Source organism: Gottfriedia acidiceleris (genome assembly GCF_023115465.1).
GTDB lineage: Bacteria > Bacillota > Bacilli > Bacillales > Bacillaceae_G > Gottfriedia > Gottfriedia acidiceleris_B.
In genome coordinates this window covers 3,033,273-3,046,272 of record NZ_CP096034.1, presented here as the reverse complement: position 1 = coordinate 3,046,272, position 13,000 = coordinate 3,033,273, and the positions used below count along the sequence as shown (strand labels likewise).

Sequence of the window (13,000 nt, the reverse complement as noted above, 5' to 3'; positions counted from 1 at the left end):
GGAGGCATTAAATGATTGTACGACATACTTGCAAAAATGGAGTTAGAGTAGTAATTGAAAATATTTCAACTGTCCGTTCAGTTGCACTTGGAGTCTGGATTAAAACAGGTTCAAACAATGAAACGTCAGAAATAAATGGTGTTTCACATTTTCTTGAGCATATGTTCTTTAAAGGTACTAAAACTCGCAATGCAAAAGAAATCGCTGAAAGTTTCGATTCAATTGGTGGACAAGTAAATGCATTTACTTCAAAAGAATATACTTGTTATTACGCAAAAGTGTTAGATACTCATGCGGATTACGCGTTAGAAGTGTTAGGAGATATGTTTTTTAATTCTACTTTTGATGAAGGTGAATTAGAAAAAGAAAAAAATGTAGTACTTGAAGAAATCAAAATGTATGATGATACACCAGATGATTTAGTTCATGACTTATTAAGTAAAGTTATGTATGAGACTCATCCATTAGGTTATCCAATTTTAGGTACAGAAGAAACTTTAAAAAGTTTTAATGGTGATACTTTACGTCAGTACATGAAGGATTTTTACACACCGGATCAAGTAGTTATTTCAATTGCGGGTAATATTGATGAATCCTTTATTAAACGTGTTGAAGAATTATTTGGAAATTATGAGGGGAAAAAGAAAGATATAAACTTTGGAATCCCTACAATCCATTTTGGGCAAATTGCTCGCAAAAAAGAAACAGAGCAAGCACATCTTTGTGTTGGCTATAGAGGTCTTGAACTTGGGCATAGCGATTTATATCCATTAATTGCGTTAAATAATATACTTGGTGGTAGTATGAGTAGTCGTTTATTCCAAGATGTTCGTGAGCAAAAAGGACTTGCATATTCAGTATTCTCTTATCACTCTGCATACCAAGATAGTGGTACAGTTGCAATTTATGCAGGTACTGGAAAAAGCCAATTAAATCAATTATTTGAAACAATCCAAGAAACTTTAAAAGTATTAAATGCAGATGGAATAACAGAAAAAGAATTAAATAATTGTAAAGAGCAATTAAAAGGTAATTTAATGTTAGGATTAGAAAGTACAAATAGCAGAATGAGCCGAAATGGTAAAAATGAATTAATGCTAGGCAATCACCGTACTTTAGATGAAGTAATTCAACTAATAGATGATGTAACAATTGATAAAGTAAATGATATTGCGAAGTTTGTTTTTACTGACGACTATGCAGTTTCATTAGTAAGTCCAGATGGAGTAATTCCACCAAATTTAACAATAAGTTGATCAATTAGTGGGCCCCTTATAGGGCCTTCTTTTTTATTTTTCAAATGAGCGAGAATAGAAATGCTCAGATTTAAACAGTTTTTCATTACTGCTCCTTAATTTTAGAAAGAATCTTCACCAATGCAATGGAATGTTCATAAGATATTTAGGAGAAAGATGTTAGGCGGTAGTCCTGCTTACAGAGATTAATTTCCATTTACCATAGTGAAGTAAAGAAGGTGAATGCTGCATGTTAACTGGCTTGCATATTGCTGTTATTGGTGGGGACGCCAGACAGCTCGAAGTTATTCGGAAGTTAACAGAGTTAGACGCAAAGGTAACATTAATAGGCTTTGAACAATTAGATAGTGGCTTTACCAGTGCATCAAAAGAATTAATGGCAGATGCAAATTTTGAAGATCTAGACGCAATCCTTTTACCAGTACCAGGTACGAATATTGAAGGTGTTGTCGATACAATTTTTTCAAATGAGAAAGTCGTGCTGACAAAAGAAATTTTAGACAGTACTCCTTCGCATTGTACGATTTACTCTGGAATTAGTAACTCTTACTTAGATAGTATAGTTACAGCTTCAAATCGAAAGTTAGTAAAATTATTTGAACGAGACGATGTAGCTATTTATAATAGTATTCCAACTGTTGAAGGTACAATTATGATGGTTATTCAACATACGGAATATACAATTCATAATTCAAAAGTAGCCGTATTAGGTTTAGGTCGTACAGGTATGAGTGTCGCAAGGACTTTTCATAGTTTGGGTGCAAAAGTAAAAGTAGGCGCTCGTAAATCAGAACATATTGCTAGAATTGTTGAAATGGGCTTAGAAGCTTTTGAATTTAAGAATATTGAAGAGGCCATAAAGGATGTAGATGTTGTAATTAATACTGTTCCAGTTCAAATCGTGACAGCTAGTGTCATTTCAAAATTACAACCTCATTCACTAATTATAGATTTAGCTTCTAAACCTGGAGGAACAGATTTTCGTTATGCTGAAAAAAGAGGTATTAAGGCCTTATTAGCACCAGGTTTACCAGGAATCGTTGCTCCTAAAACTGCAGGTCAAATAATTGGAAACGTACTAACACAACTATTAAAGGTAGATTTAGATAAAAGAAAGGAGCAACAAAAATGACATTGAAAGGTAAGAAAATTGGATTTGGTATTACAGGATCACATTGTACTTATGAAGAGGTAGTACCACAAATTCAAAAGTTAGTGGATGATGGAGCTGACGTATACCCTGTTGTTACATTTACTGTAAAAAGCACAACAACTCGATTTGGTGTAGGGCAAGATTGGATCGAAAAAATAGAAGAAATTACAGGGCGTAAAACAGTTGATTCAATTGTAGGAGCAGAACCATTTGGTCCAAAAGTACAATTAGATTGTATGGTAATTGCACCATTAACAGGAAATTCAATGAGTAAGTTTGCTAATGCTCAAACTGATAGCCCTGTATTAATGGCAGCTAAGGCTACATTAAGAAATGGAAAACCTGTTGTTTTAGGTATTTCTACAAACGATGCTTTAGGTTTAAATGGAACTAATTTAATGTGACTTAGATGGTAATACCAAATCAGTTTACAAGATCACCTGGGCAGCTTTGGGTAAAGTATAAGTGTAAAATCATCTAGTTTTTGATGTGTCTCTTTTTGATACTCTACTTTAAATAATACTGATTTAAGGAGACGATTTTTAAGTTCTATATCAGTTGTTTTGTAATATAAATCTAACACTTTTTCAAAGTTTGGAATAAATTGATCGTTTGGCAACACTCTATTGTGATATTTAGCTAGTTCATCCAAAATTAACGATTTACTATTTGATAGTTCTTTTATTCGGTTAGAGAGGATTTCAGAACGTTCATTGTAAATCGATTCATCATAAACACCGCGTTCTAGTAAATTAAATAAATTATTTTTTTGTTTTACTACCTCATTTAAATCATTTTCGATTTGTTTAAGTGCCTGTTTTTTTAAATTAATTACCTCAAATTTTTCTTTTTCGGGTTGATTCGTAAAACTTATTTTGTATTCTTTTAACCAAATTTCTAATCCTTGTAAGAGTTTCTCTTCAATTAAATGAGTATAAGAAGAGCGAGTGCTACAGCGGTTATTTGTACACACAATTTGTCTAGGCTTGCCTTTTGGATAACGCTGCTGTAATTTTGATCCACATTTACTGCAAAAAATTATACCAGCTAGCTGATTACTTAATTTACTATTATAAGGGGCATGGTATCGACTAGTTAAAATATCTTGTGCTGAGTTATATATATCAGGATCGATGATTGCTTCATGTTTTCCATCAACAATCAACCAGTCAGATTTTGGTTTTCTTATCCCTTTACTTGATTTTTTATTCCAAGTCACCTTCCCGATATAAATAGGATTTTTTATCATCTCTAAAATGGAATGGTAACTCCACTTTTTTCCAGAATAGGAAGGGATATTCATTTGATTTAAACGGTTAGCAATTTCATTTGCACCGATCAAATCCTTCGTATACCATTCAAAAATACTTTTTACTACCTTTTCTTGATTGTTATTAATGCGTAAAGAGCGGAATTCCTTCGTTTCATAAATCTCATATCCATAAGGTGCAAAGGTTCCTAAATAATTTCCTCTTTGGACTGATAAAACTCGACCTCGTTGAAGCCTACGAGTAATTATTTTTAATTCTTTTCGCGCCATAAATGCCTCAAATTCACTGTATTCCTCATCAAACTCATCATGAAGGTCATAGGTCTTTCTCGGTGTAATAATTTTTGTTCTAGATGATTTAAACGTTTCTAAAATAATTCCCTGCTCCTTCATATTACCGCGTCCAAGACGGTCCATATCCATTACTAACACGCCATCATATTTAAATTCTTCAACTTCTTGTAAAAGCTTTAACATTTCTGGCCGGTAAATAAGCGATTCACCAGATGCAATTTCCTGTCGAATACAAATTATATTTAAATTATGTTCCTTAGCGAATTTTAAAAGCTGCTCCTTATGCTTAGATAAGGTCTCACCTTCACCTCTAGCTTCTGCATCTAAATCTGCTCGACTTTTACGCAAGTACAATGCAACTCGTTCCATTTAATCACCTCATAGACTATATATATGTCTAATTAAAGAATTAATTAATTTTGAATCACCAGCAACAAAATGTTGGTTAGTCCGCCATAAAACAAAACATACAATGAATTATGGGGGTGGTGATACTGAGTAAACAAACAGAATTTACTGCTACCTATCAATTTGGAAAAACAAAAGTGAATATAATTGCGCCAAATGATGTTACAGAAGAAAATAGAAAGAAAATTATTGAAGAAATTTATACGATTGGCTGGAAGATTGTTAAAGAAGAATTGTATAAGAAAGATGATCAGTAGAATGAATTTAGTAAGCACCTAAAAAAGGGTGCTTTTTTTGATAATATCCATTGATCAGCTATTATTCCAAAAACTAAATTCCATAGGGAAACATTATTTTTGTACTTTTACAACGGTAAAAAACTAAATATGCAATCAATTTAACTGCAGATATAATAGTGACCATGATTAAGATGATTCATGAATTTCAGAAAAATTCTGAGACAGATTACTCAAAAATCTGTCATTTTTTTTACATAACGATCGTAATTATAGTGATAGTGATTCTAAATATTCATCATAGAGAGGAATGTTGGTTATTATCGAATATCATTTAAAAAAACAATTTATTTCAAAGGAAAAGTTGATCGAACGTAAGCTTGCTGAACATTTAATATTAAATGTAAGAATAAAAGATGTCATAGAACTAGCTTATAATAACTGGACTTTAGATTATGCTAAAGGTGTAGTTGCTTTGGATCTTACAAATGGTGAATTAATAGGTTATTCAATTAAGGGGGCAAATTATAGAACTAGAAACGGCCAAGAGGTTATTATTTTTGAACTAGATGCAAATGTTGACGTAGAAGATGTTACTGTTTTAATGGGGAATATTGGTGTTCGAGCTGTACGAACATTTTTTGACATCGACGATGAAACTTTTTCAAAGAATATGGTATTTTGGACTGAAACCTATTTACGGTTTCATAATTTGACGATTAAATCAATTAGAGATCGGTTTTTAAAGGTACTATATACTGATTATAAACAATCCTTTTATAATACTTGCATTAAAAAACAACTTGATTATGTATACGCTAAATATATCGTTCACTACAATCAGTAGGGTGAGATTTTAAAAATTATTTACTAAGCTTAATTTTTTGTTTCAATCCCCTTTTAAATCCTTTAACCTGCTCCTTTTAAAGTCAATTTTTTACTGTCCCAAACCAATGATATTCCGTTTAGATCGGTATTATCCTCTAAGTCATAATTTAATGCGTTTAATGAGTACAAAAAATATCTATTTTATTCCCTTTGGTCAAGATGATCCAATAAAAAAACCGAATTCATTAGTGGCAAGAATGGAATCATTGCTTGATACAGTAAAATCTTCTATTGAAGGAAAACAACTTCAACCTGTTTTAGTTGAAAAATATCGCGATCTCCAATAAATATTTTAGAAAAAATAGGACTGAATTATTTTTTCTATGTTAGAATGAAGAAAATTGAGTATGTGTCATTAGGATACATACTCGTTACTATGAAATCAATTATTCAAGCGAAAACCTTTGAATATAAACTTCATTTGACGTAAACTATTTAATAAAAGTGAAAACAGGGATGGTGCAAAAAAAGTGGGGAATAAACAAAGTTATGTAGTAGCTGTGGTAGGTGCAACTGGAGCAGTTGGACAACAAATGATTGCAACATTGGAGAAAAGAAATTTTCCGGTAAAAGAAATTAAATATTTATCTTCAAAGCGTTCTGCAGGAACAAAATTAACATATAAAGGTGAAGAAGTAATCGTACAAGAAGCTACTCCTGAAGCTTTTGAAGGTGTTGATATTGCTTTATTTAGTGCTGGTGGTTCAGTATCAAAAGACCTAGCTCCTGAAGCAGTTAAAAGAGGGGCAGTAGTAGTAGATAACACTAGTGCATTTAGAATGGCTGAAGATGTACCTTTAGTTGTACCTGAAGTAAATGACAAAGATTTATTTAATCATAAAGGTATAATTGCAAATCCTAACTGTTCAACAATCCAAATGGTTGTTGCCTTAGAACCAATTCGTCAATCAATTGGTTTAAATAAAGTAGTAGTTTCAACTTACCAAGCCGTTTCTGGTGCTGGAGTTACAGCAATTGAAGCATTAAAGGAACAAGCGCAAGCATTCTTAAATGGTGAAGAAGCAACTCCATCAGTATTACCGGTAAAAAGTGGCGAGAAACATTATCAAATTGCTTTTAACGCAATTCCACAAATCGATGTATTTACTGAGAATGGATATACTTATGAAGAAATGAAAATGATTAATGAAACGAAAAAAATCATGCATTTACCTGAATTACAAATTAGCGCAACTTGTGTAAGACTTCCTGTAATTTCTGGTCACTCAGAGTCAGTTTACATTGAAGTTGATAAGGAAGTATCGGTAGCGGAACTTAAATCTCTTTTAAGTGATGCACCTGGAATCGTTTTACAAGATGATCCAGAACAACAACTATATCCAATGCCATTTTACAGTATTGGAAGTAATGAAGTATTTGTAGGACGTATCCGTAAAGACCTAGATAATCCATTTGGATTCCATTTATGGATCGTTTCAGATAATCTATTAAAAGGTGCTGCTTGGAATTCAGTGCAAATTGCTGAAAGATTAATTGAGTTAAGCATCATTTAGTGAAAACTGCTAGAGAGGTGCAAGAATGAAAATATTAGTCCAAAAATTTGGAGGGACTTCAGTACGTGACGAAAATGGAAGAAAGCACGCACTTAAGCATATAAAAGAAGCATTAGAAAAAGGATATAAATTAGTAGTAGTTGTTTCTGCTATGGGACGAAAAGGTGAACCATATGCAACAGATACACTATTAAATTTAGTTGGCGCAAAAAAAAGTAAGGTTACACAAAGAGAACTTGATTTATTAATGTCTTGTGGTGAAACCATTTCATCAATTGTTTTTTCTAATTTATTGAATGAAAACGGTATTCATGCCATGGCTATGACAGGTGCATCTGCAGGTTTCCGAACAAATGATGAATTTGGAAATGCAAAAATTCTTGATATGAAATGCGGACGTCTTATTAAAGAGCTAGAAAACTTTGATGTTGTAGTAGTCGCAGGATTCCAAGGATCAACATCTAATGGTGATATCACAACATTAGGTAGAGGTGGAAGTGATACTTCTGCTTCTGCACTTGGGGTTGCTGTTGGCGCAGAAACAATTGAAATCTTTACTGACGTTGAAGGCGTAATGACAGCAGATCCAAGGATTGTAAAAGAAGCAAGACCTTTATCTGTTGTTACTTATGCAGAAATTTGTAATATGGCATATCAAGGGGCGAAAGTAATTCATCCTAGAGCTGTAGAAATTGCAATGCAAGGGAAGGTACCTATTCGAATTCGATCAACTTATTCAAATAGTTTAGGTACACTAGTAACATCGAATCCTACACAACGAATTATTGGTGAAAATATTCAAGATCGTTTAATTACAGGAATCGCACATGTACCGAATGTTACGCAAATTAGAGTAACTTCAAAGGAACATACTTTTGATTTACATTCTCAAGTATTTAAAGCAATGGCAAATAAAGGAATAAGTGTAGACTTTATTAATATCTCACCTAATGGTGTAGTATACACTGTAAGTGATGAAGTTGCTTCAAAAGCGATTGATGTATTAAAAGGTATTGGCTATGAGCCTTCATACACTACAGGATGTGCAAAAGTATCAATAGTTGGTGCAGCAATTGCAGGAGTACCTGGCGTAACTTCTAAAATTGTAACTGCATTAGCTGAAAAAGGGATTCAAATTTTACAATCAGCTGACAGTCATACTACTATTTGGGTACTTGTCAAAAATGAAGATATGGTCGAAGCAGTTACTGCACTTCATGATGCATTTGAACTTAGTTCAGTTAAAGTGGATTAATATTTGATCGGAGTGGAACAATGAGTAGATTTGGTAAAATTTCAACAGCGATGGTAACACCTTTTGATTCAAAAGGAAATATTGATTTCGCAAAAACAACAAAACTTGTGAACTACTTAATTGAGAATGGTACGGATTCAATCGTAGTTTGTGGAACAACTGGAGAATCCCCAACGTTAACTTCTGAAGAAAAGTTAGCATTAATTAGCCATGTTGTTTCAACTGCAGCAGGAAGAGTACCTGTAATCGCGGGTACAGGAAGTAATAATACTCGTGAAACAGTTGAATTAACGAAAAAGGTTTCTGCTTTAGGTGTAGATGCAATAATGGTAGTTGTACCTTATTATAATAAACCAAACCAAGAAGGGCTTTATCAACACTTTAAAGCGGCAGCAAAAAGTACTGAACTGCCTGTAATGTTATATAATGTACCAGGTAGAACAGTTGCTAGCCTTTCTGTAGATACAGTTGTAAGATTAGCAGAAATTCCGAATGTAGTTGCAATTAAAGATGCGACTGGTAACTTAAGCATAATGACGGAAATTATTGACCGTACTCCTGAAGACTTTGAATTATACTGTGGTGACGACGGCCTAACACTTCCTGCATTTGCAATTGGTTCAAAGGGAACTGTTTCAGTTGCATCACACGTGTTAGGAAATGAAATGCAACAATTAGCTGAAAGCTTCTTCACTGGAGATATGGCTAAAGCACAATTCTTACACCGTAAACTATTACCATTATTTGAAGGATTCTTCATGGCTCCAAGTCCAGGTCCAATCAAAACGGCTTTACAAATGAAAGGTTTAGATGTTGGTGGAGTTCGTTTACCGCTTGTACCACTTTCAGAAGCTGAACGCACAACGATCGGTATATTAATAAATAAATTAGACGAAGCATTACAAAGTAATTAATAAGAAAACCACTTACAAATAATCCGTTAATTGGATGGCGTAAGTGGTTTTTATTAATGTAATGGACTCATCCTCAAAAAAACAGAATTCTCCTATTGAATCACAATAAATGGTCTCATCATTTCATAGTCCTCGTGTTCCAACATATGACAGTGCCAAACATATAATCCTGTGAATGGCCCAAACCTCATGATTATTCTAGTTACTTGATTTGGATTAGCTTGAACAGTGTCCTTCCATCCACATTCTTGTGGATTTGGTGGAGTCGGTGGATCTGTGTAATGAAGGATCCTTTCCTTTTTATACTTTTCTACATCAAAGTTTCTACGATCTAAGATTTTGAAATTGATTAAGTGAAGATGAATAGGATGAGCATCTGGCGTTAAGTTAATTAAATACCATATTTCGGTCGTTCCCAATTTCGGATTTTCTGAGATGGGGGTATCCCAATGTTTATTATCCAATAACATTATTTCTCGTCCATACTGATCCATCCTGTGATCTAATGTTAAGTATCGCTTCATTGAAGCAGACTGTTCATTAATTTTTGGAATAGTAACCATATTAGCTGGTATCATACTCGTATCCACGTTTGATAATGGCAAACTAACTTTAAATTGCATTACAGTTCCCGTATTTTCATCAACAGGTTTTCCAGATGGAAATGGGGTAGGAGCATCATTCTGCATGATAATCTTCTTACCTTCAAGATTCGTAAAATCGATAATTACTTCCGCTCGTTCAGCTGGGGATAACATTAGCTCATTTATACCGATCGGATGCTGCATGAATCCACCTTCAGTTGCGATTTGATACATAAGTTGACCAGTATCAAGCTTAAATCGAAAAAAGCGTGAGTTAGAACCGTTTAATAACCTAAATCGATATTTTCTTGGTTCAACTTTTAAATAAGGATGAACTTTACCATTGACGATTACTGTATCACCAATAAATTCAGGGATAATTGACGTTTGTAGTTCTTTGATTGGTTGATCTGGTTGTTCTGGATAATAAAGTGAACCATCGTGATTAAAACTTTTATCTTGTATCAATAGCGGGACATCATATTTCCCATTCGGTAAATTTAATAAACTTTCCTTCTGATCACTAATTAGATAGAATCCTGCTAAACCAGCATAAATATTAAGCCTTGTAATACCAAGTGCATGATCATGGTACCAAAGCGTAGATGCACTATCACAATTATCATATCGATATACTTGCTTTGTAAAATAACGACCAACTTGTTTATAATCTTTTGTAAACCAAGCTTCAGGATAGCCATCGCTTTCTGGTTCAACACAAGCACCATGTACATGTACAACTGTCCTTACTTGAGGAACATCTTTATGAGCACCATGAACAGTATAATCTATCGGAAACAGGTGTTTGTCTGGGAGTTCATTAATCCATTTAATAAACACGATTTCACCTTGCTCTACTTTAATTGTAGGTCCAGGATAGCTTCCTTCATACCCCCAAACAGTTGAGTCATTTAACTCACTATGGAGCGATTGCTTAAACTCAGTCATCGTTACTTCATAATAAGTATAAAAATGTTCTTTCCAGCGAGGTTTTAAAATTGGTGGAATGGGTAGTTCATCTACGAATTTAGAAAGATTCATTTTTGGGGGCTCTCTGTCATTAAAATTCATATCGATCCTCCTTTTCTAACATATTCATATTCCAACATTGAGTAATAATTGACCATTCAAATACAACAAAATATAGAAATTCAATATAGACAATTTTTGAAAACACCCCTGGAGTTGATTTTGTCAATTTTCTCGTCATAGTAAGATTTATTATGGTTTATTTGTATCCCATATTTTTACTGCTTAATTCAAGTGATCTTTACTCCTATCGTTAAGAAGGAAAGATGAAGTGGAAACAACAATTTTTCTTTTTACTGTTCGCTAAAACAACCTGAGCGTTAAAAAGTGATTAAAAATACATACCCTAAGTAATCCGATTTTCCTATTTAAGGAAGAATGTATCTTGTTTTACCTGTTCGGACTAGGATATAATGTTTGTAAGATTTTGAACGGTCTGTAAATTTAATGAACTAACTAGGAGGAACAGGTTGTGGTGAAGGAAATGAAGGAACAAGTAAAAGTTTTTGCCCTTGGTGGGGTGGGAGAAATCGGAAAAAACATGTATGTAGTCGAAGTTGGAGATTTGATTTACGTGTTAGATGCAGGTTTGAAATTTCCTGACCAAGAAATGTACGGAATAGATCATGTCATACCAGATGTAAGTTATTTAGAGAAAAACGCACATAAAGTAGTAGGTGTTTTTATAACACATGGACATGAAGATCATATTGGTGCGATTCCATATATTATGAATAAACTTCCACAAGTAAAGTTTTATACGAATAAATTAGCTTATTTATTTATAAGAGAAAAATTAAGTGAAAAGGGTATTAAAAACCTTGAGCAATTTGAACTATATGACGAAACTACTTTATTAACATTTGAAAATAGTTCTATTAGTTTTTTTAGGACTACTCACAGTATTCCTGATTCATTTGGATTTTGTGTGAATACACCACAAGGTGCTGTCGTTTTTACTGGAGACTTCAAATTTGATCAATCGAAAAGTCCTTTTCCAGGTGCTGATTTAGGCAAACTAGCATTAATAGGTGATAAAGGTGTCTTATGTTTGCTATCTGATAGCACAAATGCAGAAAGACAAGGGTTTTCGGGCTCTGAAAAGAAAGTATCGGAAGAAATAAAAAAAGAAATAATGAATGCAAAAGGAAGAGTTTTAGTAGCTTGCTTTTCTTCAAATATATATCGAATCCAACAGGTTATTGATGCAAGTGTAGCTTCTGAAAGAAAACTAGCTGTAGTCGGAAGTAGTATGATGAAATCGATTGAAATAGCAAAGGAATTAGATTATTTATCGATTCCTGATGATTTAATGATTTCAGTTGTTGATACAGATAATTATAAAGAAAGAGATATTGTCATCCTTACAACAGGTACTCAAGGAGAACCGATGGCAGCCCTTTCAAAAATTGCTAAAGGTACGCATAAACAAGTTTCAATCCGAAAAGGTGATACTGTACTAATGGCGGCAACACCTATACCAGGAAATGAAATGTTAGTTTCAACTTCTGTTAATCTATTATTTAGAGCTGGTGCAAATGTTATTTATGGTTATAAGAAGGTACATGTATCTGGCCATGGCTATGAAGAAGAATTAAAGTTAATGCTTGAATTGATGAAGCCAAAATATTTCATACCAGTTCATGGTGAATATCGAATGCAAAAAGCACATTCACATATTGCTGAAGAAGTAGGGATGGCAAAAGAAGATATTTTTATTATTGAAAAAGGTGATATCGTTTCGTTTAAAAATGGTCAAGCTTCTCGAACTGAAAAAATCGAAGTTGGCAACGTTTTAATTGACGGAATTGGTGTCGGTGATGTTGGTAATATCGTATTACGTGATCGTAAGCTACTTTCTCAAGATGGAATACTAATCGTTGTGGTAACATTTAACAAGCAAAAGAAAGTAATCATATCTGGTCCAGAAATTATAACTCGTGGCTTTGTATATGTTCGTGAGTCCGAAAAATTAATAACTAGATCAACTGAAATTGTAAAAGATATTACAGAAAAAATGTTACAGAACGATCAAATTGAATGGACATTATTAAAAAATTCAATAAGAGATGGATTAAGCGCTTACTTATATGAAGAAACAAAAAGAAGACCAATGATTCTTCCAATTTTAATGGAAGTATAATTTAAAATAGCGAAGTACTTCTTAATCAAAGATGGGTATGATTTCCTTATTATTTT

General features: G+C 33.3%; 10 protein-coding genes and 2 pseudogenes. 10 read left to right on the top strand and 2 right to left on the bottom strand.

Annotated elements, in window-relative coordinates; genetic code table 11:
* Window positions 1-11: 11 nt before the first annotated feature.
* From MY490_RS14465 to dpaB, 3 genes and pseudogenes are all read left to right on the top strand, one after another.
* Window positions 12-1,256 (top strand): M16 family metallopeptidase, encoded by a 1,245-nt coding sequence (locus MY490_RS14465; protein WP_248266352.1) that lies wholly within the window; start codon window positions 12-14, stop codon window positions 1,254-1,256.
* A gap of 229 nt (window positions 1,257-1,485) precedes the next feature.
* Window positions 1,486-2,388 (top strand): dipicolinic acid synthetase subunit A, encoded by a 903-nt coding sequence (gene dpaA, locus MY490_RS14460; RefSeq protein ID WP_248266351.1) that lies wholly within the window; start codon window positions 1,486-1,488, stop codon window positions 2,386-2,388.
* A pseudogene (gene dpaB / locus MY490_RS14455) lies at window positions 2,385-2,810 on the top strand (dipicolinate synthase subunit B); the annotation flags it as partial. The gene dpaA and the pseudogene dpaB, both read left to right, overlap by 4 nt.
* Window positions 2,811-2,845: 35 nt before the next feature.
* Here dpaB and MY490_RS14450 read toward each other — a convergent pair.
* A complete protein-coding gene (locus tag MY490_RS14450) occupies window positions 2,846-4,342 on the bottom strand; it encodes a recombinase family protein (protein WP_248266350.1) in 1,497 nt (498 codons plus the stop codon).
* 119 nt (window positions 4,343-4,461) lie between these two features.
* On the opposite strand from MY490_RS14450, the gene MY490_RS14445 reads away from it, so the two are divergent.
* From MY490_RS14445 to dapA, 6 genes and pseudogenes are all read left to right on the top strand, one after another.
* On the top strand, window positions 4,462-4,638 hold the full coding sequence (locus MY490_RS14445) for a cell division protein FtsZ (protein WP_248266349.1): 177 nt from the start codon (window positions 4,462-4,464) through the stop codon (window positions 4,636-4,638).
* Window positions 4,639-4,930: 292 nt separating this feature from the next.
* Window positions 4,931-5,464: a hypothetical protein gene (locus tag MY490_RS14440; protein WP_248266348.1), complete on the top strand. Its 534-nt coding sequence runs from the start codon at window positions 4,931-4,933 to the stop codon at window positions 5,462-5,464.
* Window positions 5,465-5,609: 145 nt separating this feature from the next.
* Window positions 5,610-5,792, top strand: a pseudogene (gene spoVFB, locus MY490_RS14435) (dipicolinate synthase subunit B); the annotation flags it as partial.
* A gap of 246 nt (window positions 5,793-6,038) precedes the next feature.
* On the top strand, window positions 6,039-7,019 hold the full coding sequence (gene asd, locus MY490_RS14430; protein ID WP_432707083.1) for an aspartate-semialdehyde dehydrogenase: 981 nt from the start codon (window positions 6,039-6,041) through the stop codon (window positions 7,017-7,019).
* Between the two features lie 25 nt (window positions 7,020-7,044).
* Window positions 7,045-8,274 carry an aspartate kinase gene (dapG, locus tag MY490_RS14425; protein ID WP_248266346.1) on the top strand — a complete coding sequence of 410 codons (1,230 nt, stop codon included), beginning with the start codon at window positions 7,045-7,047 and terminating at the stop codon, window positions 8,272-8,274.
* A gap of 20 nt (window positions 8,275-8,294) precedes the next feature.
* Window positions 8,295-9,188 (top strand): 4-hydroxy-tetrahydrodipicolinate synthase, encoded by an 894-nt coding sequence (gene dapA, locus MY490_RS14420; protein ID WP_248266345.1) that lies wholly within the window; start codon window positions 8,295-8,297, stop codon window positions 9,186-9,188.
* A gap of 92 nt (window positions 9,189-9,280) precedes the next feature.
* Here the strand turns inward: dapA and MY490_RS14415 are convergent, their stop codons facing one another.
* A complete protein-coding gene (locus tag MY490_RS14415; RefSeq protein ID WP_248269380.1) occupies window positions 9,281-10,813 on the bottom strand; it encodes a multicopper oxidase family protein in 1,533 nt (510 codons plus the stop codon).
* A gap of 460 nt (window positions 10,814-11,273) precedes the next feature.
* Here MY490_RS14415 and MY490_RS14410 point away from each other — a divergent pair, with 460 nt between their 5' ends.
* Window positions 11,274-12,944, top strand: a complete 1,671-nt coding sequence (locus MY490_RS14410; RefSeq protein WP_248266344.1) for a ribonuclease J — start codon at window positions 11,274-11,276, stop codon at window positions 12,942-12,944.
* The last annotated feature ends 56 nt before the right edge of the window (window positions 12,945-13,000 follow it).

What these genes read in the sequence shown, in the direction of transcription:
- dapG (WP_248266346.1), top strand. Translation starts at nt 7,045, where the DNA reads ATGAAAATATTAGTCCAAAAATTTGGAGGGACTTCAGTACGTGACGAA.
- MY490_RS14465 (WP_248266352.1), top strand. Translation starts at nt 12, where the DNA reads ATGATTGTACGACATACTTGCAAAAATGGAGTTAGAGTAGTAATTGAA.
- dapA (WP_248266345.1), top strand. Translation starts at nt 8,295, where the DNA reads ATGAGTAGATTTGGTAAAATTTCAACAGCGATGGTAACACCTTTTGAT.
- MY490_RS14450 (WP_248266350.1), bottom strand. Translation starts at nt 4,342, where the DNA reads ATGGAACGAGTTGCATTGTACTTGCGTAAAAGTCGAGCAGATTTAGAT.
- asd (WP_432707083.1), top strand. Translation starts at nt 6,039, where the DNA reads ATGATTGCAACATTGGAGAAAAGAAATTTTCCGGTAAAAGAAATTAAA.
- MY490_RS14415 (WP_248269380.1), bottom strand. Translation starts at nt 10,813, where the DNA reads ATGAATCTTTCTAAATTCGTAGATGAACTACCCATTCCACCAATTTTA.
- dpaA (WP_248266351.1), top strand. Translation starts at nt 1,486, where the DNA reads ATGTTAACTGGCTTGCATATTGCTGTTATTGGTGGGGACGCCAGACAG.